The organism is Xenorhabdus bovienii (assembly GCF_024721015.1).
GTDB classification, from domain to species: domain Bacteria; phylum Pseudomonadota; class Gammaproteobacteria; order Enterobacterales; family Enterobacteriaceae; genus Xenorhabdus; species Xenorhabdus bovienii.
Map to the genome: position 1 here is coordinate 59,281 of NZ_JANAIF010000010.1, position 23,410 is coordinate 82,690.

Annotated in this window: 15 protein-coding genes and 3 pseudogenes; 8 read left to right on the forward strand and 10 right to left on the reverse strand. The window is 45.6% G+C overall.

The annotated features are described in order from the left end of the window. Positions 1-10: 10 nt before the first annotated feature. Both hutG and hutI read right to left on the reverse strand, forming a co-directional pair. Positions 11-970 carry a formimidoylglutamase gene (hutG, locus tag NXS07_RS04820; RefSeq protein ID WP_238125677.1) on the reverse strand — a complete coding sequence of 320 codons (960 nt, stop codon included), beginning with the start codon at positions 968-970 and terminating at the stop codon, positions 11-13. Positions 971-986: 16 nt separating this feature from the next. Continuing rightward, positions 987-2,240 carry an imidazolonepropionase gene (hutI, locus tag NXS07_RS04825; RefSeq protein WP_258086266.1) on the reverse strand — a complete coding sequence of 418 codons (1,254 nt, stop codon included), beginning with the start codon at positions 2,238-2,240 and terminating at the stop codon, positions 987-989. A 261-nt stretch (positions 2,241-2,501) separates the two neighbouring features. Here hutI and smrB point away from each other — a divergent pair, with 261 nt between their 5' ends. Continuing rightward, the gene (smrB, locus tag NXS07_RS04830) at positions 2,502-3,044 is read left to right on the forward strand and encodes an endonuclease SmrB (RefSeq protein ID WP_258086267.1); all 543 of its coding nucleotides are present in this window, start codon (positions 2,502-2,504) and stop codon (positions 3,042-3,044) included. Positions 3,045-3,062: 18 nt separating this feature from the next. Here the strand turns inward: smrB and sixA are convergent, their stop codons facing one another. From sixA to NXS07_RS04850, 4 genes are all read right to left on the reverse strand, one after another. Beyond that, entirely contained in the window at positions 3,063-3,545 is a 483-nt protein-coding gene (sixA, locus tag NXS07_RS04835) for a phosphohistidine phosphatase SixA (protein WP_038196204.1), read from the reverse strand. A 341-nt stretch (positions 3,546-3,886) separates the two neighbouring features. Continuing rightward, positions 3,887-6,064: a fatty acid oxidation complex subunit alpha FadJ gene (fadJ, locus tag NXS07_RS04840; protein ID WP_258086268.1), complete on the reverse strand. Its 2,178-nt coding sequence runs from the start codon at positions 6,062-6,064 to the stop codon at positions 3,887-3,889. Further along, positions 6,064-7,374 carry an acetyl-CoA C-acyltransferase FadI gene (fadI, locus tag NXS07_RS04845; RefSeq protein WP_258086269.1) on the reverse strand — a complete coding sequence of 437 codons (1,311 nt, stop codon included), beginning with the start codon at positions 7,372-7,374 and terminating at the stop codon, positions 6,064-6,066. Before fadI ends, fadJ begins: the two co-directional genes overlap by 1 nt. Positions 7,375-7,557: 183 nt before the next feature. Beyond that, on the reverse strand, positions 7,558-7,854 hold the full coding sequence (locus NXS07_RS04850) for a YfcZ/YiiS family protein (RefSeq protein ID WP_258086270.1): 297 nt from the start codon (positions 7,852-7,854) through the stop codon (positions 7,558-7,560). A gap of 351 nt (positions 7,855-8,205) precedes the next feature. On the opposite strand from NXS07_RS04850, the gene fadL reads away from it, so the two are divergent. Further along, positions 8,206-9,528 (forward strand): long-chain fatty acid transporter FadL, encoded by a 1,323-nt coding sequence (fadL, locus tag NXS07_RS04855; RefSeq protein WP_038223519.1) that lies wholly within the window; start codon positions 8,206-8,208, stop codon positions 9,526-9,528. Positions 9,529-9,590: 62 nt separating this feature from the next. Here fadL and mlaA read toward each other — a convergent pair whose 3' ends face one another. Further along, positions 9,591-10,343: a phospholipid-binding lipoprotein MlaA gene (gene mlaA, locus NXS07_RS04860; protein WP_258086279.1), complete on the reverse strand. Its 753-nt coding sequence runs from the start codon at positions 10,341-10,343 to the stop codon at positions 9,591-9,593. An 827-nt stretch (positions 10,344-11,170) separates the two neighbouring features. Between mlaA and NXS07_RS04865 the strand changes: the two genes are divergently transcribed. After that, positions 11,171-12,013, forward strand: coding sequence for a phage tail protein (locus NXS07_RS04865; protein ID WP_258086271.1), 843 nt, complete (start codon positions 11,171-11,173; stop codon positions 12,011-12,013). Between the two features lie 200 nt (positions 12,014-12,213). Here NXS07_RS04865 and NXS07_RS04870 read toward each other — a convergent pair whose 3' ends face one another. Next, positions 12,214-13,617: a phage tail fiber protein gene (locus NXS07_RS04870; protein WP_258086272.1), complete on the reverse strand. Its 1,404-nt coding sequence runs from the start codon at positions 13,615-13,617 to the stop codon at positions 12,214-12,216. A 91-nt stretch (positions 13,618-13,708) separates the two neighbouring features. Next, a pseudogene (locus NXS07_RS04880) lies at positions 13,709-16,688 on the reverse strand (Tn3 family transposase). A 120-nt stretch (positions 16,689-16,808) separates the two neighbouring features. Here NXS07_RS04880 and NXS07_RS04885 point away from each other — a divergent pair. The 4 genes from NXS07_RS04885 to NXS07_RS04900 all read left to right on the forward strand — a co-directional run bounded on the left by NXS07_RS04885 (position 16,809) and on the right by NXS07_RS04900 (position 20,136). Then, complete coding sequence (locus tag NXS07_RS04885) at positions 16,809-17,183, forward strand: recombinase family protein (protein ID WP_258086274.1); 375 nt, start codon at positions 16,809-16,811, stop codon at positions 17,181-17,183. A gap of 93 nt (positions 17,184-17,276) precedes the next feature. Continuing rightward, positions 17,277-17,444, forward strand: a complete 168-nt coding sequence (locus NXS07_RS04890; protein ID WP_258086280.1) for a LuxR C-terminal-related transcriptional regulator — start codon at positions 17,277-17,279, stop codon at positions 17,442-17,444. 27 nt (positions 17,445-17,471) lie between these two features. Then, the gene (locus tag NXS07_RS04895; RefSeq protein WP_038221668.1) at positions 17,472-19,073 is read left to right on the forward strand and encodes an ATP-dependent nuclease; all 1,602 of its coding nucleotides are present in this window, start codon (positions 17,472-17,474) and stop codon (positions 19,071-19,073) included. After that, the gene (locus NXS07_RS04900; protein WP_187651635.1) at positions 19,066-20,136 is read left to right on the forward strand and encodes a UvrD-helicase domain-containing protein; all 1,071 of its coding nucleotides are present in this window, start codon (positions 19,066-19,068) and stop codon (positions 20,134-20,136) included. The genes NXS07_RS04895 and NXS07_RS04900 overlap by 8 nt, the downstream gene beginning before the upstream one ends. Positions 20,137-20,317: 181 nt before the next feature. On the opposite strand, the pseudogene NXS07_RS04905 reads toward NXS07_RS04900, so the two are convergent. Continuing rightward, a pseudogene (locus tag NXS07_RS04905) lies at positions 20,318-21,775 on the reverse strand (TipJ family phage tail tip protein); the annotation flags it as partial. 646 nt (positions 21,776-22,421) lie between these two features. Between NXS07_RS04905 and NXS07_RS04910 the strand changes: the two are divergent. Further along, positions 22,422-23,410, forward strand: a pseudogene (locus NXS07_RS04910) (IS4 family transposase); the annotation flags it as partial.

Below are 23,410 nucleotides of genomic sequence, written 5' to 3' on the forward strand. Positions count from 1 at the left end.
TTCTCACTGGCTACCCATTCCACCAATGCACCAATTGCCACGCAAGGCGAGCCGCCGCTTTGCCTCCCATTCCTTGAATGTCATACAAAGGATTAAGCTCAACCAAATCGACAGCCTGTAATTTTTTGCTTTGGCAGATGAGTTGAATTAACGGCAACAAACGCTCTAACGGCACTCCCAGAGCAGCGGGAGCAGAAACCGACGGCATTTGCCAGATTGGCAGTACATCCAAATCGATGGTCATATAAATTATATCAACTTGATTAATCACATCTTGAATTTGTTCCTGTACTTTGTCCAGCATCGACTCAATACATTGAGTATCCCAAATGATGGTGACATCAAGATGATTGGCTTCGTCCAACAAAGCTTGAGTATTTGATGCCAAACTGGCTCCAATACAAGTGTAATTGAACGGACGCTGATGCTGCTGGCAATAATCGGCAAGCTGCCGGAAAGGGGTTCCTGATGTAGGCTGCGGCGAATTGCGCAGATCCAGATGCGCATCAAAATTAATGATACCTACGCGTTGTGTCGGAAACGAGCGATAAATTCCCATTCCATGAGCAAATGCCGTTTCATGCCCACCGCCAAAAATGAGTGTTCGCATGTTCTGATGCTGACACTCATAGACAGCATCACTCAGCGCGTTCTGTGCTTCAGCCAATTTTTCAGTATCAGCGCGAATATTTCCCAAATCCACCAGCCGCTCATGACCATCATAACTGGCCATATTGGCCAATGACTGGCGCAGATATTCCGGCCCTAATTTCGCTCCCGGCCGACCATGATTAAGTTTAACGCCTTCGTCACACTCAAATCCCAATAACCCAATATGATGAGGAAATTCTTCCGGGGAAAAACTGGCAGGTTGTTTTATTGTCTGGAACACACGCAGGGCATTATCCGCTTCTGCGAGATCATTACGCCCTTGCCAAATGTTTTCTGATGTTGGATGCCATAATTTCATGTTGTTTCTCTCACCATTATTGAAAATTGTGTGTAATTTCACCACGATAAATACGATGAACCAGTGGATTACGTCCAAGTTCATATAAGATATCCACCGGGTTCTCGGCATCCCAGACAATAAAATCTGCCATATAACCTTCCGCCAACTGGCCGTGGCTCTCAGCTCTCCCCAATGCACGGGCGGCATGAAGGGTTACGCCCTGCCATGCTTCTTCTGGTGTAAACCCGAATTGCACACAGGCCATATTCATAATCAGACGCAAAGAAGCAAAAGGACTGGTGCCCGGATTGAAATCCGTTGATATTGCCATCGGCACTCGGTATTGACGCAATAGCGAAATAGGGGGGAGTTTTTTCTCTTTCAGGAAGTAAAATGCGCCGGGCAGTAACACGGCCACACTACCGCTGCGGCTAATGGCTTCAATACCTTTTTCATCCAGATATTCAATGTGATCAACCGACCAGCCTTGATAATCAGCAACCAATTCACTGCCTCCCATGTTGGATAATTGCTCAACATGGCCTTTTACAGGAATATTCAGGCGTTGTGCCGCATCAAACACGCGCTTGGTCTGGTCGAGATTGAAACCGACGGTTTCGCAAAAAACATCTACGGATTCAAATAATTGTTTTTGCCACAGTGTAGGAAGAATGGAATCACAAATTAAATCGATATAAGCATCAGGGTTGTGTTTATATTCAGGTGGAACGGCATGAGCAGAGAGTAATGTGGGGCTGATTTCGATGGCATTTTTCTGCGCCAGTGCCTGAACGACATTCAACTGTTTTTCTTCATTTACCAGATCCAGCCCATAGCCTGATTTCATCTCAATCGTCGTTATCCCTTCAGCGATCAAAGCATTGAGTCGCTTCTGGGCGGCCACTTCCAATTGTTGCGCAGAATTGTTTCGGGTCGCATTAACCGTAGAATTAATTCCTCCTCCTTTGGCACTGATTTCCTCATAAGAAGCGCCATTGAGACGCTTCTCCCACTCCGATGCCCGATTACCACCAAAAACCAAATGAGTATGGCAATCAATTAATCCGGGGGTAATCAGCCTTTGTTCCACATCAATAATATTGCAATGATGAGTTGGCACGCTCTCCGTCGGAACAATCGCCAATATTTTTTCACCCCGAACGATCAGATCATGCTGCTCCAGCATGCCATAATGATGTTTGCCATCAATGTTGTTGATTGTAGGGTTCATTGTGGCAAGTCTGGCATTACGCCAAATAACGTCAGTATCTTTCAGCTTAATAGACATTGTATCGTCCTGTTATTTTTCTTGTTGGTATCAATCTTCATGTTGTATATACATTTATTTTATAACCAGCCAAGATTGTCAAATCATTTTATGGACACGGATGAATATCATGAATTTTCTAGAGACTATCCGTCACGATGCGAATATATTGCAATTTACACAATCACCTAAATATACATATCAATTCTATGCGATAGCTTCTAAGCAAAATCACAAAAAATCGGGTACAATTACCAAAATTTGTCAGTGAATTAGAGAGTAATGAAGAAGAAAAATCTGATGAGTGAAGAAGATATCAGTCTATTTCGAACGTCTGTCACGGGAGCCCGCCGCATCGTTCAAGACACCGTTTTACACTCCCCTCAAAGAAAAAAAATCAGCTATGTTGCACCTGCACGTTTGATGCAAGAACAAGTCGATGCCAGTTACTATTTTTCCGATGAGTTCCAACCCAATTTGGATATGGAAGGCCCAACCCGCTATATTCGAGAAGGTGCCAATCATTATGAATTGAAGAAGCTGCGTCGTGGTGATTATTCCCCTGAGCTTTTTCTGGACTTACATGGATTAACCCAACTACAGGCCAAACAAGAAATTGGCGCTCTAATTGCAGCCTGCCGTCGTGAACACATTTATTGCGCCTGCGTCATGCATGGCCACGGTAAACATATTCTTAAACAGCAAACTCCTTTATGGCTTGCCCAGCACCCTGATATTATTGCCTTCCATCAAGCCCCCAAAGAATGGGGAGGTAACGCTGCACTACTCATTTTGGTAGAAATGAATGAACTCATGCAGCGTTAATTTACCCTCTGTATGAAGTTAGTCTTTCGCTGCTAATTGCGCCGGAGAGGTTTGCCATAACAGGCGGCCTTTCTCTGTTTGAGGATCTAATTCCACACAGGCAATACTGGAGGTAGCAAACATAGGCGGAGTTTGCTCAGGGCAAAGCTCAGAAACTAAATAACCTACTAAGGGTAAATGAGAAACCACCAATACAGCGTTGTACTCTTGCGTTGCCAAAACCTGCAAGTAGCTCGCCACCAATGCGACATCTCCCGACGGCTTTAACTCAGCCAGTTCTTCCTCATTGCCAGGCAACGCTAAGTTTTCACGAACCACCTTTAAAGTCTGCTTTGCCCGGATATAAGGGCTGACTAAGATACAATCAACATCAGGCTCTTGTTGCGTAAGCCAGCAGGCCATTTCCTGTGATTCTTGCTGCCCACGAGGAGTCAGCTCCCGTGTTGCATCACTGATCGAATGTAAGGCAGCATCACCGTGGCGCATAATAAAAACGTACATAATCCACCGTTTAGTTAATTTCAGAACCTGTCCCCATCCAATACATAATTAAATATTTATGAGACAAGCCATGGGTTTACGGCATTAATAATGAAATCCAAGTGATATTATCAAGGTAATCTTTGTTACAAAAACGTTTCAGTTAGAGCTAACTGGCATTTTGCCCTAAAACAAAAACAAATAAAATGACTAAAAATGATTTATATCTGATTGTCTCGATATCATTATCTCCTGCTATTCAGTGAGTTAAAATAATCAAGAAACCATAAATTATTTTTCATAAAAAAATCGGCTCCGATAACAAGAGCCGATATAACTGATTTTACGAATGAAACTGTTATTTATTTGTAGAATTTCTTTTTCTGTTCAGCCATCTGAACTAAATATTCACAAGGCGTAAATCTCTCTCCGTGCTGCTGTTCCAGACGACGTAAAATTGCCACAACCTTATCGCTGCCAAGCCTATCAATATAACGGAATGGACCTCCCAAGAATGGCGGGAAACCAATGCCAAATACCGCACCAATATCACCATCACGGGGGCTTCTGATAATACCTTCATCTAAACAGCGAACAGCTTCATTCAACATGAGCATCATGCAACGCTGAGCAATGTCTGATGGTTGCATTTTTGCATGTGGCTTAATTTTCAACAGGGAATAAATCGAGGCATCCACCTCTTTGGTTTTGTTGCCAAAAGGCCAGAATTTGCTCTTTTTAGCGCCATACGAATAGAAACCACGGCCATTCTTTTTACCTTTTCGGTTATCTTTTAATACTGCATCCAAGAAGCCTGGTGCGGTAAATCTGCTCCCCAATTGTGCCACCAGAATAGGAATAATTTTTGTACCAACATCAATGCCGACTTCATCCAGCAAATTAATTGGCCCAATCGGGAAACCAAAATCTACCAGTGCCTTATCGATATGATCGATCGGTTCACCTTCCGCCAGACAATAACCCGCTTCATTAATGTAAGGGGACAAAATCCGGTTAACATAGAACCCGGCTTTATCACCCACGACAATAGCCGTTTTTCCCTGTTTTTTGGCTAGTGCGACTGCGGTTGCAATCGTTTTTTCACTTGTTCCCGCATGTGGAATAACTTCCACCAATGGCATTTTATCAACGGGACTGAAATAGTGGAGGCCAATCACTTGCTCTGGTCGAGAGGCTATTTCAGCGATCTGGCAAATTGGCAACGATGAAGTATTCGAAGCAAAAATTGTTTCAGGTTTCGAATGTTCTTCAACTTCTGCAACCATTTTTCGTTTCAGCGCCAAATCTTCAAATACAGCTTCAACCACAATATCAGCCTGTCTGAAGCCACTGTAATCAGTGGTTCCCGAAATCAAGGCCATCTGGCGAGAACGCTCGCTTGATTTCAAACGACGTTGTTTTACCCGCCTGGAAAGAATATCCCAGGTATATTTCAAAGCCTGATTGACACCTTTCTGATTAATGTCTTTGATACGAACAGGCAAGTTACCGCGTGTCATGGTCACGTTGGCAATACCGCCTCCCATCAAGCCGCCGCCCAAAATCCCCACATACTTGATCTCGGCAGGCTGTTCCGACGAGCCGGTTTCATTTTTTAGCGACGTTGAGGAAAAAAACAAGCTGCGTAAGGCTGCCGATTCTGGTGACATTGCCAGTTCACCAAACGCCTTGGCTTCTGCCTGAAAACCTTTTTTAAGCCCCTTTTCCAATCCGGTGCGAACGACATTAATAATACGTTCTGGTGCAGGATAGTGGCCATGGGTTTTCGCACGCGTTTTTTGATGAACCATATGGAACAACAATGGCCTGCCCAGAGTGCTCGCCAAAATACGCTGAGACCATGCCAATGGCTTACGCTTGGAGATGCCTTTCTTGACATACTGAACAGCCACATCCAGCAAAATATCTAAAGGAACTGCATCATCCACCACACCCAGACGCTGTGCCTGCTTAGCCTTGAGCTGTCGGCCAGTCAATATCATATCCAAGGCTGCACTGACACCTATCAGGCGAGGCAATCGCTGAGTTCCTCCAGAGCCCGGCAGTAATCCAAGCTGAACTTCCGGCAAACCAAGACGAGTTTTATCATCCAGAGAACAGACACGCGCATGACAGGCCAAAGCCAGTTCCAGCCCTCCCCCCAAACACGCACCGTGAATGGCGGCAACTACAGGTAAACGATAATTGGCAATTTGAGCAAATAGCCTCTGACCTTTTTCAGCCAGTTCCATCGCATCTTCTTCGGTTTGGCAGCCTGCTATCATCGTGATGTCAGCACCGGCGATAAAAGTATCAGGCTTACCAGACACGATCACCAACCCTTTCAAGCCAGAGGCCTGTTGTGCCTTCTCAAAGACAGTCAGAAACTGCTCAACAAATTCCGCTTTCAGTGTGTTTACTTTTTCGCCTGGTACATCAATGGTAATCACGCCAACCTTGTCATCTCTGACCGAAAAGCTGAATACCGATTGCTTCGGTTGTGTCTCTGACATAATGGTTTCTTTTTCGCCCTGAGCCATTATTCTACCTCCAATACCATCGCTACACCCAATCCACCTGCGGCACAGGCTGTCGTCAGCCCAAACCCGCCACCACGACGACGCAATTCGTTCAATGTCTGGGTGACCATTCTGGCACCTGTCGCGGCAAATGGATGACCATAAGCTATTGAACCACCTAATACGTTAAATTTATCCATATCTACGTCACCCATTGCCTGAGAGCGCCCCAGTTTTTCACGCGCAAACTTTTCACTGGCAAACATTTTCAAGTTCGCCAGTGTTTGAGCGGCAAACGCTTCGTGCATATCAATGAGTGAAAGTTGATTCAAAGTGATACCCGCCCGCTCCAGCGCAATTGGTGTCGCATAAGATGGCCCCAACAGCATATCCTGCCAGACATCAATCGCAGAAAACGCATAACTGCGCAAATAACCCAGTGGGGTCATACCAAGCTCTTTGGCGACCGATTCGCGCATTAACATGACTGCGGCGGCACCATCAGTCAACGGAGTACTATTCGCCGCGGTTACGGTTCCGTACTTACGATCAAAGGCTGGCCGCAATTTGGAGTAAGATGTGAGAACTGAATTTTTTCGGATGTTATTATCTTCTGTCAATGTGTCGCGGTATGGCGGAAAATGTGCCGCTACCACTTCCTTATTCAAACAACCCTGCTGCCAGGCTTTGGCTGCCAGTATATGGGAACGGTGTGCCAACTCATCCTGCTCTTCGCGGCTGATATGATAGGTTTTAGCCATTTGTTCAGCCGTATCACCCATCCTCAATCCGGTGGAATATTCAGCAACCGCAGGAGATACTGGCAGTAAATCCCGTAATTTCAATCGACTGATTAATTTTAAGCGCTGTGACAAACTCTTGGCTTTGTTCATATCGACCAAAGTGCGAGCCAGTGATTTTGTTACCCCAATCGGTAATACAGATGAGGAATCAGCGCCGCCGGCAATGCCTACATTCACTGTGCCAGCCATAATACTTTCAGCCACATTCGCAATCGCCTGAAAACTGGTTGCACAGGCACGGGAAACACTATAGGCATCAGTGCTGACACTTAATCCTGCGCCTAATACGATTTCCCTTGCAATATTCGGTGCTTCCGGCATTTGAACGACTTGCCCAAACACCAGTTGGTCGATCTTCTCTGGCGACAATCCGCTTCTGATGACCAGTTCACTGACAACGGCTTTTCCCAAATCGACAGCTGGGATACCATGGTAACTCGTTGCCTGTTTCGCAAAAGGAAGGCGCAACCCACTGACAATAGCAACACGCTCCTTTTGCTGTGCCACTTTTGTTGAAGAACGACCCATAGCAACTCCTGACAATAATTATTAATTAAATCAATTGATTGATTAAAAATATTTACTCACCTCACAAGAGGTCAGACCTGATGGAGCATTGTTAACGCAATGTTGGAAAATAGCAAACAGGAATAGACGAAAAATGCGAGCAAGAGCAACAAACCGCGGTGGGAAAACGGTTACTGAAGATAATTAGCGTAATCCTAATTGAAAAATCAGGGCCTCAGCCTGACAGCTAAACGTAAAATCTATAGTCAGTTGCACCCCATCGTCAACTGCTTCGATTTTATGGCTTATTACGCATGGCTCTGACTCCACCGATTTTGCCTTTATAGTCAATGTATTAATCATCATTTCCGCTTCTTGTCCATTGGCAAAAACACGCAGGTAAGAGGCGGTGCAGTCTTCATTGTCAATGACGGTACCGACATCAACGCAACAGCAGGTGGCTGTTTCTTCCACATTACAACGTTTAATTGTATCAGGCATTTTTTTCTCCTACGATGAAAGCCTATCGATGATTTTACGTTGTTCCAACCTCCGATAACCAGCGTTTACGCTGTTTGGCATCACTTATTTCATTATTTATTGATCTCATCGCGCTAACAAACTAGCCATCACAATTCGTTAACATGCGCTGCCTGTTTTTTGTTAAGCTCGTCCCATTTCGGCAATCATTTTAGACATATCTTAAAAACATTCTTGCAACATCTTCTAATGTCAGGCCTATACTTCCTGCACTGGTCTGATTTGTCATTATGATAAACCGACTCTACAATCCCGCGCTCTCAGCTACTTGAGTAGCATGTTAAATAATAATTAAATAATGAGGTTTTGGTTATGAGCCAAAAAAACCTGTTTACGCGTTCAGCATTAGCAGTGGCGGTTGCAGTCATTTCATCCAACGCTAGTGCTGCCGGTTTTCAATTAAATGAGTATTCCACATCAGGACTTGGTCGGGCTTTTTCTGGAGCAGGTGTCGTTGCAGATAACGCGTCTGAGGGTAGTCGTAACCCCGCAGCCATGACCCTATTTGATCGCCCATCATTTTCCAGCGGCTTGGTTTATGTAAAGCCGAACGTTGACATCACGGGTAGATCTCCAGTTCCTCAACTAGGCACTGGCGTTAAAAACAGCACTGATGCTAAAAATATTGCCCCACATGCATGGATACCAAACTTACATTTTATTACACCGATCAATGATCAGTGGTTCCTGGGTGCATCAGCGACGTCCAACTTTGGATTGGCAACTGAATTCAGTAATAACTATGCTGCTGGCTTGGTTGGAGGCAAAACCTCACTTAAAACCGTTAACCTGAACCTGAGCGGTGCATATAAATTTAATGATCAATTTAGCTTTGGTTTGGGTGTCAATGCCGTCTATGCGGATGCTACTATTGTTCGTCACATGGGTGAAGTAGGTCCTTATAACCCACGAGCACCTATTCCAGCAACCTATGAAGCTTCCCGTTTAGAAGGCAAAGATTGGGGCTATGGCTGGAATGCAGGCATTCTGTATCAGTATGATGAGAATAACCGTTATAGCCTGACTTACCGTTCAAAAGTCAAAGTGAAGTTTAAAGATGGCGATTTCAGTAACGACTTACCAGAGTTTTTACCCAATGGCACTGGCGGCAATACAATTAAGGGTACGCTGGATCTGAATTTACCTGATATGTGGGAAGTCTCCGGCTATAACCGTGTCGCACCTCAATGGGCTATTCACTACAGCTTCCTCTATACTGGCTGGAGTGAATTCAAGGAGCTGAGAGGCAAGAATAAAGGCAATGGTAACACGCTGTTCCACAAAGATGAAAACTTCCGTAATGCCTACCGCGTCTCCCTGGGTACAACTTACTACTATGATGACAACTGGACATTCCGTACTGGTATCGCCTTCGATCAAAGCCCTGTGCCCGCCCAAAACCGTTCTATCTCTATTCCAGATCAGGATCGTTTCTGGTTAAGTTTGGGAAGCACTTACACATTCAATAAAGATGCCTCTGTGGATGTCGGTGTTTCCTACATGCGTGGAAAGAAAGTACGTGTTAGCGAAAAATTACCAGAAGATGTTCAAAGAGGACCTTTTAGTCAACCCTATGAGTTCGATTCCAAAGGAACTGCATGGTTGTACGGTGTGAACTTTAACTACACGTTCTAACCGAATACTGAGATCGAAAAAAGGATAGCGTGTGCTATCCTTTTTTGATCATGGTTCCATCATTAATCAATGGAATCCAATTCATCCTGAATCACCGTTGCATTAGGGTTTTGTTCTGGCGAGAGCTTGCCTCCATTGACCATAAAATCATGACGCTGAAAGTACGCTTCACGCATCATCAAATATGGATCGGAAGAGTTTTTCAATAGGCCATCGGAATCCAGCAAACGTGCGCGGGTTTCAATACCTTCAAATACCCACTTTCCTACGGACACCCAAGGTGTGAGATAGCTCAATACGGGGTAAGTCATATCCGCGACATTCCCTCCTTCGTCACGCAGAGTGAAATTGCCGTAACCAGGCAAAACAACATAAGGGCCATAACCAACATTGTAATACCCCAGCGTACTACCAAAACGCATTGGATCTTCCTTTGCCAGCTTCGGATTCGCCATTGAAGCGACATCAATCAACCCGCCCATTCCCAGAAGGGTATTCAAAAAAAATCGGTTGAAATGCTTCGCGCCATCATGGATATCACCGCGCAGAATACTGTTGACCATACTGGCTGGCTCTTCAAGGTTACTCACGAAGTTACCAATGCCATTTCGTGCTGGCATCGGTACATAATCACGCCAAGCTACAGCAACGGGTCTCAGAAGATAAGGATCGAGAACATCATAATTAAAGTTGAACATGGCACGGTTGAAGCCCTCCAGCGGGTCAGAACGCCTTTGTTCCACCGAATTCGATGAACTGGCACATCCCACCAATAATACTGCTGTAAGAGCCACCCCGCTCAGACGATACTTCATGTTGTTCTCCACGTAATCACTTTTAGACATTGGCTCTCACCTTGCATTCTGCCAATATTTACCAATGCGTTAAATATACTTTCAATTTCTCATTATTGGTAATCAAAAAAAGTGGTGATTAAATAGGCAAACAGAACGTCATGTCTTATCTCAAGCAAAAAAAAACAGTTATACTACGCCCCGCTGTCCCCTTAGTTAAATGGATATAACGAATAAAGAAGACAATTTATTGTTTTATAAAGAAAAAATAAGATCATTAAAACTTTAAAAGTACACTAATATGTACACAATTCAGAAAATACCTTGTTTTACCTCCCTATCATTTTACTACTTATAGCTCACTTGCAACAGCTCGCAATTAATATATAACTCCCACACAGCAGCCCACTGACTACATTGATGAGATATCGACCGCTACGACTACCTGAAAGAGAAGCGGGGGATTGTGGAGAGGTGGGAAGGAAGGCTGTTGTCACTTTGATCGAACTTCGGTTGACAAAACAGTGTCAACCAAATTTACCAAATACAGTCATTTCGTCAACCAGCTTCCTCCGCTGGAGGATTCAGAAAAAATCAAAAGGTTAAAGACGGGAAATCCCGCCTTTATCTATCTCATAGTTTTATCAGTGGGATATGGATTTTATTAATTTCCAAACAGTCATTTCGTGTCATCCTGACATCGCAAACATACCATTCACCAACCGAGCTTAGTCAAAACGCATTCTCCAGTATTGATGAACCTATTTTATTGATGTTCACTGGCGGAGCAGTAACCCGCCTTCATGTTATTTAGCAATGAGTATTGTTGATTAAATGAGGGAGTAAATATGAGTATTCAAAATAATAATCCTGATACACCATGCCCTTGTGACTGTGATCTTTTCGTGGTACCCAGTCGTAATTATGTAAAAGAATCTATTGAAGAACATGCCCAAAGCCGCAATCACCCCAATGCAACATTGCAAGATAAAGGATTTGTGATCCTGAGTAATGATGCTGACAGTAATAACGAAACTAGTGCAGCAACACCAAAAGCGGTGAAAACAGCGCATGACTTAGCAAACTTAGCAAATCAAAATGCCAACAATGCAAATATAAATGCTAATAATCGCTTAGCTAAAGATCAGAACGGCGCGGACATTCCTGACAAGAAAGCATTCATTAAAAACCTCGGTTTAGTGAGCAATTCAACTTTACCTGTCGGAGTCCCCGTTCCTTGGCCAGCAGAAACCCCACCAGAAGGCTGGTTGATATGTAACGGTGACTCATTTGATAAAGCAGCATATCCGAAACTGGCTCTTGCCTATCCCTCTGGAAACCTACCTGATTTGAGAGGGGAATTTATTCGCGGTTGGGATGGAGGGCGTGGAGTGGACGTTGGTCGATCTCTGCTTTCTAATCAAGTGGCAGATATTGCTCCACATAGTCACAGGATTGGCCGCATGTGGTCCAGCTCAAATGGTGGAGTCGAGGGCTTGGGTACAGGGAACCGCATTTTCAATAGTGTCCACCAAGACATTAACTACGGAGCAGATCCTCGCGGACTAGGTATTGCTATAGGAATGGGATCTGGTGGTGTCGGTTATATGGATAATGCGGTTGCTGCTTCAACGGGAACAGAAACACGTCCCCGCAACGTGGCATTTAACTACATAGTGAAAGCAGATTAATTGATTCCACAGGTAAGGAAGACCGCACTATACCTAGAAAATATTCTAATCCCAGCGATGGAATGGTCGGACGAATAATCCTTAACCCGCAACTTTCCGCGGGTTAAGACTGGCTTCATTCTTCTACCATCCCCAGCCTCACACCGACCCCAACATCCGCCCCCCAATCCACCCAACTACCCGCTAATCTCCCCTAATGGCTATTTATTGACGGCTGACGTGATGTCATGCTCCTGCTGAGGATCAGACGCCAATGCCTGTTTCTGATTCCAGATAGAATCCTCCGGCATCTGGACACGGGCGTCTAACCGGGTGCCGGCGGGTAAATCACAGGGTTCATCATCCGTGTAATGCGTCTGCTCATCCTGTGACTTGATGCGTCGGTTCTGCAATCGGGCAGGCATATGCGCGTTCTGTCGGTGCGTCACCTTGATTTCAATAGCCCCATCCGGCAGCACTTTATCATCGACATACACTAACTCATTACCATTGACGTCACGGGGAACACTGATACCGCCATGAACACCCCATGCACCGTCAGCGTTATAGCCAAGGATGCCGGATATTCTGTAGTGACCAAGGCCGAGTTTGGTCACAGTGGCACCTTCGGATTCGTCGTTAGTGGTAAAGGTGCCATCGGGGTGGAGTTGGATAATAGGCGAGGTTTTCTTGAGAAAACCGTTGCCGTCAAAGACGGCGTTGCGATTATCCCACGCGACTCGCCAGTTCATCCAATTACCGTTATCCCCATTCTTGGCGCGATATCGTAATTGTCCGTCCCAGTACGCTGTCATGATCTGGAATGGATACGAATTTACATGATCCATAGCAAACTGAACCATTGTTCCAGCCACGCCTGAGCTGCCGTCAACCCCGTCTGAATAAACAAAATATATTTGGTTATTTGGCAGATTGTTTAAGCTTTTCCCTCTTTTTCCCACTCCAGGGTCTGGGTGCACAACATTCGAATCTTTTCCTGTGACAACATCATAAAGATGGTCTTGATATCCATTGCCACCCGCAAACCTGACACCACTACCACTATAATCAATAGAAATATTGCCCCATGTATCGTAGGCTCTTATTTTCAGGTTGGAACCAAATCGATAGGTGTATGCGCATGCGCTGTCATTTCGGTATATCTCACTGACATACTCATCCCTGAGCCAACTAAGGAGCTGAGTAGAATCTTTTTGTATAATTCGGCCTCCACCACCAAAGCCATAATCCCCAATTTTCATTACTCCCGATAAACCCAGGTTTTTCACAAACTCTGATTTATTCTGGATATCCGCCCCGTTCTGGAATTTATCCAGTTTTCCCTCCACCGCAGCCTGCAATGCCCGGATGGAGTCCAGCGTGACTTTCTGGCCGTTCGGCATCTCCACGTCAACCTTGCCGTTTTCACTCATCCATCGGTCCATGTTTTGCAGGAACAGGATGATAGCGGCGTTAATGGCACACATATGCCGGACGCCATCGGAAACGGTATCGGGAACGGTGGTTGAGATGACATATTTTGCATTGTTAAGACTGACTGAGGGCGCAAAGGCCAGCACCAGTTCCGTGTCTGAATTCACCGACTGGATGACATTCTGAATCACCGTATTACCGGATTGAATGGAGATGGCTAGGCGTAAGGATTCGTACGTAAATGTGTAAGATCGCCTGCAAGCCCTTGCCCCATCTGCTCTGTCAGAATTTAATGTCATAGCTAGCAGGTGGGGGATGACGCTCTTTTACCTCGGATAAACCAAAGCGATTGATATGATGTGTACGGTACGGGCTAAATGTGACCAGAAGTTCGGGGGTTAAAACCATCCCCTCAGCTTCCAGCTCTTTCAGAACCTGTGTAAGCGTCTGGCAATTGTGAAAAATCACAAGGTTAGCGACCAAATGATTATATTTTATTACCTTCAGCTGTTCATCACGTACGTTATCCGTGATTTTATCGGCCCCAAAATGAACCCATTGGGTGAACTGGTTAAATCCTTCACATTTGTTTTGCGCTGCCTGAATAACACGGCGCAGTTCGTCATCACCAATATATTCCAGCAGGAACAGCGTTCTGATCACCCGACCAAGTTCGCGAAATGCAAAGTACAGTTTGTTTTTCCGACTGGCAGTGCCCAGTTTTCGCAGAATAGTTGAAGGCGAAAGCCGCCCAGCCCTGATGGATTGGGCAACCTGCAACATATCGGGTAAGTGGCAGGAAATCAGCGCCCAGTCTATGACCTCTTTACTGAATAGTGTCTCGATATGCTGATAAATTTCATCTGGTTGTAGCTTTAAACCATTTCAAATCTTTCCAGTTCCGAACTCTGGGCATCAGTTTAATACCTAACAGGAAAGCCAGCCCGTAAACAGGGGCGCTCTGCGCCTGTGTATCACCGTGTAAAATATCGGGCTGAATATTTGACTTATTTTTGGTGAGCCCATCCAGAATGTAGATTGCTTCCCACGCACCGCACGGAATAAAATGTGAAAATAAGGCAATATAAGTATCACTGACGTGATAATAAGCAATGCCTCCATAACCTCCGTAGCGAATATGCCGTTCGGATAACAGGTTGTTTTCATACAGATTCCACTGAGTTCCGTCTGCAGCAGCACGTTTTGTCTCTCCCCAATACCGGGGCAACTGGAACTGGTTATAACCATTAATTATGTCAACTGTTGCCGCTTCCAGCTTTTCCGTCGTCACCTGCCGCTGGTCAACAAACGAAATTTGTCGGGCGCTGATATCGGCGATAGTACGGGATGTCTGCATTGGACCAAGGCCTGTGGCATAAGCAAAGGTTGTGATGATTTTTCTGCGCGTCGATTTTTTTAATTTTCCCTTATGTCCACTCAGTGGGCCAATATGCTTATCCCAGTGAAGCCACTGGGTGGTATCAGAAATGATATCCAGCAAAGACAGTCCCAGTTTATTAAGTTTTTTTCCGACGGCGGCATCCAGCGCCTTAAACCCATCAGGAATGGGCTTTTTCTTTAACGTAGCCAGCTTGGGGCGACCATTAATAATCTGGAAAAAGGGATTATCCGGATAGAAATTATCTGCTTTTTGAGCCGCAGTGATCAGGAGATCCTGAACATGCTCAATGAAGGCGTCGGTTTCAAGAGGCAGGCCCACTTCCTGACCATAGGTATCCCGGGTTTCGGCACACTCCGTTAGAGGGACCAGCTCATCACGGTAATCGGAGTAAACGTTCGCGCCTGTCACGCACAGATCACCTGATTTCAATTCGCGGACCATCTGCGTACAGACACAGACCTCAAATTGCCGGCGAGAAAGCTGTTCAGGTGCTTTTCTTTGCTGATCGCCTGTGATTAATTTCCACCATTTATCAGGAACCCACGAAAGGTCAGATAAACTGAGATCGCTTTCCGTTCCTTTTTTCAGTGTGATCCACTCAGTGCGACCTCGGCGTTGCAACAACATCAATGCCAAAGCCCGTTCGAAGCTTGTATCCTGACTGGTTGAGACAAAATTCAGCGTAGACAGAATGCGTAATAATTCAGCCCGACGCTGACTGAACGCCTTCAGCATAAACCGGCATTCGTTCTTGCCGCCGAACTCAATATGAAGACGTGAAAATTCATACAAGTCAGGGCGGGAAGATACCGTTTCACGAATTATCTTTAACTGATTATCTGCAGATTCAGTCGAATGAAGTACGGTGTTAAGTAAAGCATAGCGGCGGAGGATCTCGTCAGTTTTCCCCTGGTTATCATCAAGATACTGTTGTAATTCAGCCTCTGCTACGCGGGATACCTTATTCATTTGTTTACAGAAAATATCGCATAAGTCATCCGTTACCACGCCGAGACGTTGCTGGATCACCGCCAGTGTTATCGCATACCGTCTTGCAGGCACCAGATCTGCCATACTGGCAGCATCGAGCGCATTGCCTTCCAGCGCCCACTGGCTGACTTTGACGACAGGAATGGTTTTAAGCGCCCGGTTGTAACCCGCCAGATCAGTTAAAAGCTTAAAGCGAGCCAACAAATCTCTCATACCATAAACGGTAGGTCTGGCCGGGTCTTGCTTCAGGTCATTCCAGGCACTAACCCGCCTGGGATCGTCCCCGACGATAAACAGAGCGTCAAGAAAGGCGGCCCCCTCTTCACCTACCGCAGTCTGCACTTGCGAATACAGTGCCTGATTAGCCTCTGCACGCGCTGAGCGGGCAGTCCGTACCAGAGAATCAAAGGCGGGTAATTCATAGCGGTGGCGTATCAGTACTTCAATGCCCACATTGATAATATCAGCGACATCTTCCTTAATCAGTGCGGCATCGATGAATGTGTTTCTAAGTAGCGATTTACCTGTTGCAGAGAACGGATTTACATCGAGAAAGCGACGTATTATACCGACATGTTTTCGCCGGGCTTCCGATTTATCATAGTGGTTTAAATTTCTGAGGTCGGCATTACGCCTGATGGACTGAGCGATATGTCTGATGAGTGGCTCAGGAACCTGGCTGGACAGAACAGAATATCCGAGCCGTTGAAACGTTTTCAGCAAAACGACGAAACCCAGACGCGTGGTTGGTGAACGCGCCGCCGTGGCACAAAATGCCAGTTCATCTTCAGTTGGCGTATAAAACCGCTCCAGCTCTGACGCCGTCAGGCGACTTTTGAACCGGGGGTAAGCCGTATCGTGGGGTTGCACGTGTTTTGACTCCTTGTCGAAAAGGGTCTTCCGTGTATCATTTAAAGTAATCTATAAAAGTACCGCCATTCTGTCACGCTGGAATGCGGGTTGCAGGCCAGTTTTGTGAGGAGGGTTCAATTGGGACAGATTGCAGCGATATATTGCCGCGTGTCGACGGGCGATCAGGATTGTCAGCGTCAGGAAACGGAGCTTCTCGCGCTGGCCGGTAAAGCTGGCTATACCATAGCCGGTATCTGGAAAGAAACTGCCTCCGGTAGTAAAAGCGATCGCCAGCAACGTCAAAAAATTTTGAATATGGCGCAGGCTAGAAAAATTGACCTGGTTCTGGTGACGGAACTGACCCGGTGGAGCCGCTCGACGCTGGATTTGTTTCATACACTGAATGACCTGCAATCCTGGGGCGTCGGACTTATTGCCCAAACAGGCTTACAGTTTGATTTATCCACTCCACAGGGAAAGCTGATTGCTACCCTGATGTCAGGCTTTGCCTAATTTGAACGGGATTTACTGAGGGAACGTGTCCGGTCTGGTGTCCAGGCAGCGCAAGCCAGGGGCGTCATTTTTGGGCGAAGGCCTGGGCAGCGGATAAAATCAGAGAAGCTAACACCTAAAGTATTAGCTCTTATAGCTGAAGGTTGTTCCTACAGACAAATTGGGCGGCAGTTAGACTTGAGCAAAAATACTGTGATGGCAATAGTCAAACGAGAACGAGAAAAAGTTGAAAGTATGTTAATTAAAAATAGCGGACTCTAATATCGTTAATTTAAAGGGTAATTTACGATGATAACAAAGATAAAAATACATGGCTATCGGATCTATAAAGAACTCATGCTAACGCCTAATCCAAGAATGAATATTATTGTGGGGGGAAACGAAGCTGGAAAGTCAACACTCATGGAAGCCATTACTCTTGCGTTAACAGGAAGAATTAATGGACGGAGTGCATCCGAAGAACTCAATTCATACTGGTTTAATACTAACTTAATTTCAGAGTTTTTACATAAGCGTGCTTGCGGTCAACGTGTAGCTTTACCTGAAATTCGTATTGAACTTTTCTTTGAGAATAGATCTGAATTACAGATATTGTGCGGGGCAATTAACAGTGATGTGCCAACAAATGCTTGTCCTGGTGTGTCGTTAAATATTATTCCTAACCCAGAATACGCTGACGAATTAGATGAATGGATGAAAAACCCTTCGCCATTACTTCCAGTTGAATATTATTCTGTGGACTGGCGTTCTTTTGCAGACAACAAGCTCACCAATCGACCAAAACAACTTGTGACTGCGATAATTGACTCCCGAACAGTCCGCTCGTCATCTGGTATCGACTTTCATCTACGCCAGATCCTTAGTGATCACCTTGAACCTGCCGAGAAAGCCTCAATTTCTCTTTTATATCGAGAAATAAAAGCGTCAATGTCCGATACTGCGCTAGAGGATGTAAACAAACGCATAGGTACACTACATGCATCTTTATATGATCAGTCAATTGCTTTAGCAATGGATCAAAGTTCACGAACCTCATGGGAAGCGGCCGTTACTCCACATGTCAATAACGTCCCATTCTCAATGTCAGGGCAGGGCCAACAGGCATCAATTAAGATATCACTAGCAATGAGTCGTCACTCAGGGCAGGCAAATTTTGTGATGATTGAAGAACCTGAAAATCACCTTTCTCATACAAGTCTGACGATTCTTTTGTCTCGCCTAGAAACTCTAGCAGGTGAACAACAACAATTATTCATCACAACTCACAGCACCTTTGTACTCAATAGGCTAGGGCTGGGTTCCCTGCTACTTATTGGGCACGACTCCGTGAGTAAAATATCTGAGCTGGATCCTGATACAGTATCATATTTTCAGAAGCTTCCAGGATATGACACTCTTAGAATGGCATTGGCAAATAAAGTTGTCCTCGTCGAGGGGCCCTCTGATGAGATTGTATTTGAACGAATTTTTCAGGACCTATATGGAAAGCGCCCAATGGAGTTTGGCGTTGATGTTATTAGTATGCGAGGCTTATCTTTAGGCCGTTGTTTAGAATTATGCGCAGCGCTCGACAAAAATGTGGCAGTTCTCCGAGATAATGATGGCATTGACCCTATTTTATTACGTGAGCCAGTAGCAAATTGGCTTGCTGCGGGTCGAAGAGAGCTTTTTATTGGCAGCGTGGAAAGTGGGACAACCCTTGAACCTCAGCTGGTACACCACAATAGTGAAACTAGCATTCGGGCAATTTTGGGAATAACTCAAGCTGCAGATTTAACAATATGGATGAATCGGGAAAAAACGGAAACTGCACTTCGCATTGCAAGTGCTTCTCAAAGCATTACTCCTCCCGATTATATGCAAGATGCTGCAAGGTTCATTCATGGCTAACTATCTAACACTTGCTGTTGCAGGTTCTCGTAAAACTCAAGGAATCGTTGATCATTGCACCTGTTTGCCAAAAACTCGGCGGGCATTGGTAGTGACATATACTAAAACGAACCAAGATGAGTTAAGTCGTCGTCTGGCAAACTCTGCAGGTGATCATACAGCAATAGAAGTAATGGGTTGGTATACATTTCTACTTCGCCATTTCGCCAAACCTTTCCTACCATTTAAATTTCCGAGCAAACGCGTTCTTGGGTTCAACTTTGATGGTAGGCCAATGATGAAGGCTAGAGGGGTTAACCGGTTTTTAGATTCAAGCGGAGCAGTTTATGCATGTGAGCTTGGTCGTCTTGCTCACGAACTTGTTTCAGAAAGTGAAGGAGCGTTAATACATAGACTGGAATGTTTATATGATGAAATTCTGATCGACGAAGTACAAGATCTTAGCAGTCATGATTGGGAAATTATCGATGTGTGTCTTAGCTCATCGGTTGATATTCGAATGGTTGGCGATATTCGCCAATCTGTACTCTCGACTAATCCACGCAGCTCAAAAAATAAAAAATACGCTTATGCAGAAGTAATAACATGGTTTCGTGAACGCCAAGCCAAAGGACTAATAAATATTACAGAGAGTGCCACGACATGGCGTTGCCATCCCAATATTGCTGCATTCTCTGACACTATTTTTGATAAAAGCTGGCTGTTTCCTACAACTGACTCTAGGAACGAGATAGTCACAGGTCATGATGGTGTATTCCTTGTGCCTAAAAGGTACGTTGCCGATTATGTTGCAAAATATCAACCTCAGTGTTTGCGGAATACGGCCAGCTCAGGAAAAGAATTTTATCTTAACTTCATGAATTTTAAAATTTCCAAGGGTTCAACACATGAGCGGGTACTAATCGTGCCTACGGCAGGGATTCTCAAGTTTATTCAAACAGGTGATCCTCTGGGACCTGGGCCCGCGGCAAGTTTTTATGTAGCAGTCACAAGGGCGAAACAGAGTGTAGCTATTGTGGTCGATAAGCCTGGCAACTCATTACTTCCGTGTTGGCGACCATAAACTCATATATTGATACTGCCAGTTATATGAAGTTAGATTTTGGCAACGTAGATATGGCAAGGACTAGAGCACGATCTTACACATTTACGCACGAATCCTTACGCCTAGCCGAGATAATCTGGCCGGCGGCAATGCCGTTAATATTACTTTTCCATTTAGTGCCCGTTCCCCGGACAATAGTGACCTGTCCGTTCTTCACCTCAGATCCCATCACCATCCCGGCTTTATGGAACTGGTCTTTGTACTTTAATCCGACACCCACGTCATAGAGAGCAGCACTATCTCCTTTAATATCAAAGACCGCCGTGGCCTTCGTCTGCACCGCTGCCGCATTCTCCCCCACATCGGCCTGTACTTTCTTCATATCCTCGGCAAAGGCTTCTCGGTCCGTAACCTGCGTGGTCTGAACGTGCAATATATCTGCTTTAAGATCACCATTCACTTTCAACTGTCGCTGAACAATTGCCCCTTCCACCGCGGCGTTCTCCATGATGGCTTCGGAGTTAAAGTCCATCTGCTCCTGCAACCGCTGGCCTGCTTTGTTGGAAAGAAATTCCTTACCTGCCGCATCGATGATCCAGTTCGTATCCGAAGAAGACTCCCCACGAATGAATGCCGTCCACGGGGACTGATTACCGGACTTGTCCACCAGCCGCGCACGGAAATAGAAGGCAACGCCTGCCGCCAGTCCCTGCATTGTGTGCGTTCGCTGGGGATAGGGGATATCGGCCAGTAACATTAACCCTTCACTGTCATTCGTCTTGCTGTACTGGATTTCAGTTTTTAACGTGTCGTCCGTCTGGGGCGCAAACCCCCAATCTAGCTGGATACCGAAGATGATCGGGGTGGCCTTGAAGCCCAACGGTGCCGGAGGGTTGCCCTCTTTCCCTTTCAGATGAGTTTCAGGGGCGTTTGCCCAGAGACTGGGTATCTCAGCGGCATTAATGGCTCTCACCCGCGCCTGATAGCGGCCAGCGTAGATATTGGGAATTTCAAAGCCCTGTGTAGAGGTTCGGGGTGCAGATATCCAGTTGCCGTTATCACGCCGCCATTCAGCTTCATACGCAATCGCACTCTCGGCTGCATTCCAGGTGACTCTCAATGTCGTGACGGCAATCCCCTGATTCACCACGGAATAACTGCTGATACCGACATTTTTCGGTGGCAGTTGAACGCCGGGCGGAATGACAGAAATGGGGCGCTCGTCTATTCGGGTGCCAGTGTCGATATGGTCATACTTATCGGGGTTATGCTCAACGGCGGTGATATCGAATGACACCCCGTCCTCACCCTCTTTAATCCCCGTGACCCTGAATTGCTGGACAGCCAAATCCGTGGCATCAATCGCCCAGACATTTTCAGTGGCGGGGATTTCTGAGTATTCCGTGGTGACAGTAACTATCTGCCCATTGACGGCTTGGATAGTTCGCCCTTCCGCTTTACCAGAAGGCAGGTTCAGAATTAACCGCTCACCGACCTTCGCAGACGATACCCTGTCTAATGTAATGTTACGCCCATCCACCGCACTGATACGTCCACCCAGTACACGACCGGAAAACATTTCATCCGCCACACCGATAATGTAACCGGGTAAGGGGATCTTTCCATCCAATCCCACCGTAAACGACACCATGCGGTCACCCCCGATACGACGCTTGCCATATCCAATCGGAACCGGATTCCCCTGCGCGATGGAGTTGACTGGCCCACCAAACGCATAACTGGGTTTATTGTCGGGATCTTCCCGTCGTGCCAATCCGCCCGGCATCGGTGATAACATCTGCACCACGCCCCCCAGCATCATAGAAGCACCGGACATCACGAGTGGAACGCCCCACGGAGTGGCCCATGCAAATACCCCGGCTACTACCATCACTGCACCGAGAATAGTCTGGAAGATACCCGCCTTTTTGCTGCCAATGATCACCGGTACAATCCGAATGTCGCCTTCACCGGATAATTCCAGTTCGTCACGGTTGATATTGCGTTTTCCGATGAATACGGCAAAAGTCAGCCCGCGCTCTTTCGCGGTTAACAGGAACTTTTCAAAACCGTCAACAAGGACAGACAGCGCCCTGATAGCCTCTATGGGAGAAGATACCGCCAGCTTATACTCTCGCCCGAATTGGGGTATCAGCACGCCAGAAAGCCGTATTGTTCGTAGTGTATTCATGAAGTTACTCCGACAAAAAACCCGCCGAAGCGCTGAGGAATCCCCAGAAAATAGACAGGCATAGCGTTGTGTGATCTACTGATTGTTCCACCAAGTCAATAAGGTCACTGCTATGCCTGTACGTGAAATATGTCATAACTTCTTTAAAGATGCTTTATCACCATTTCATAAATATCGTCAGAATGCATTAATCGATGCCACTATCGCTTTGATTAATGGTGCTTCTCTTACGTTAACCAGCATTGGGCGCTTTTTACCAGGAAACGCTCACGTCAAACATAAAATTAAACGTATTGATCGGCTACTCGGTAATGAAGCTCTTCATAGGGATATTCCTGATATCTTTCGTAATATTATTGCTATGCTGACTGAGTCACTCTCATTGTGTGTCATAGCTGTTGATTGGAGTGGATATCCCTCACAAGAACATCATGTACTCCGTGCGAGTTTAATTTGTGATGGACGCTCAATTCCTTTGTTAAGTCAAATAGTTCCCTCATGTGAACAACAAAATGTAACCATCCAAAATGCATTTCTTGACATGCTAGCGAGTGCTGTTAACCCTAAAGCTAGAGTAATTATTGTTACGGATGCAGGTTTTCAAAATGCAGGGTTCAAACAGATAAAAACGCTCGGTTGGGATTTCGTCGGACGCATTCGAGGAAATACTCAACTAAGACTTGAAAAATAGGGTGAGCTTTGGTTTAAACGGCAAGCTTTAAAAGCAACTACAACCCCACAGTTTTTAGGGTTTGGCACATTATCAAAAGCAGAATATGCACGTTGCGATGGTTATTTTTATCTTCATAAAAGACCGAATAAAGGGAGAAAATTCAAAAAATCACGATATCGAATGGTACGAAAATCTCAGGTCAAAGATGGACGTTCGGCAGCAATGGAACCTTGGCTTATTTTTACTAGTATGGATGATTTTAAACCTCGTCAGGTTATGAAAATTTACAGCCGAAGAATGCAAATAGAGCAAAATTTTAGGGATGAAAAGAGTGAACGTTTTGGATTTGGTCTTAGAGCAAGTTATAGCCACGGTGCTGGTCGTTTATCAGTATTGAGTCTACTTGCTACACTGAGTTCAGTTGTACT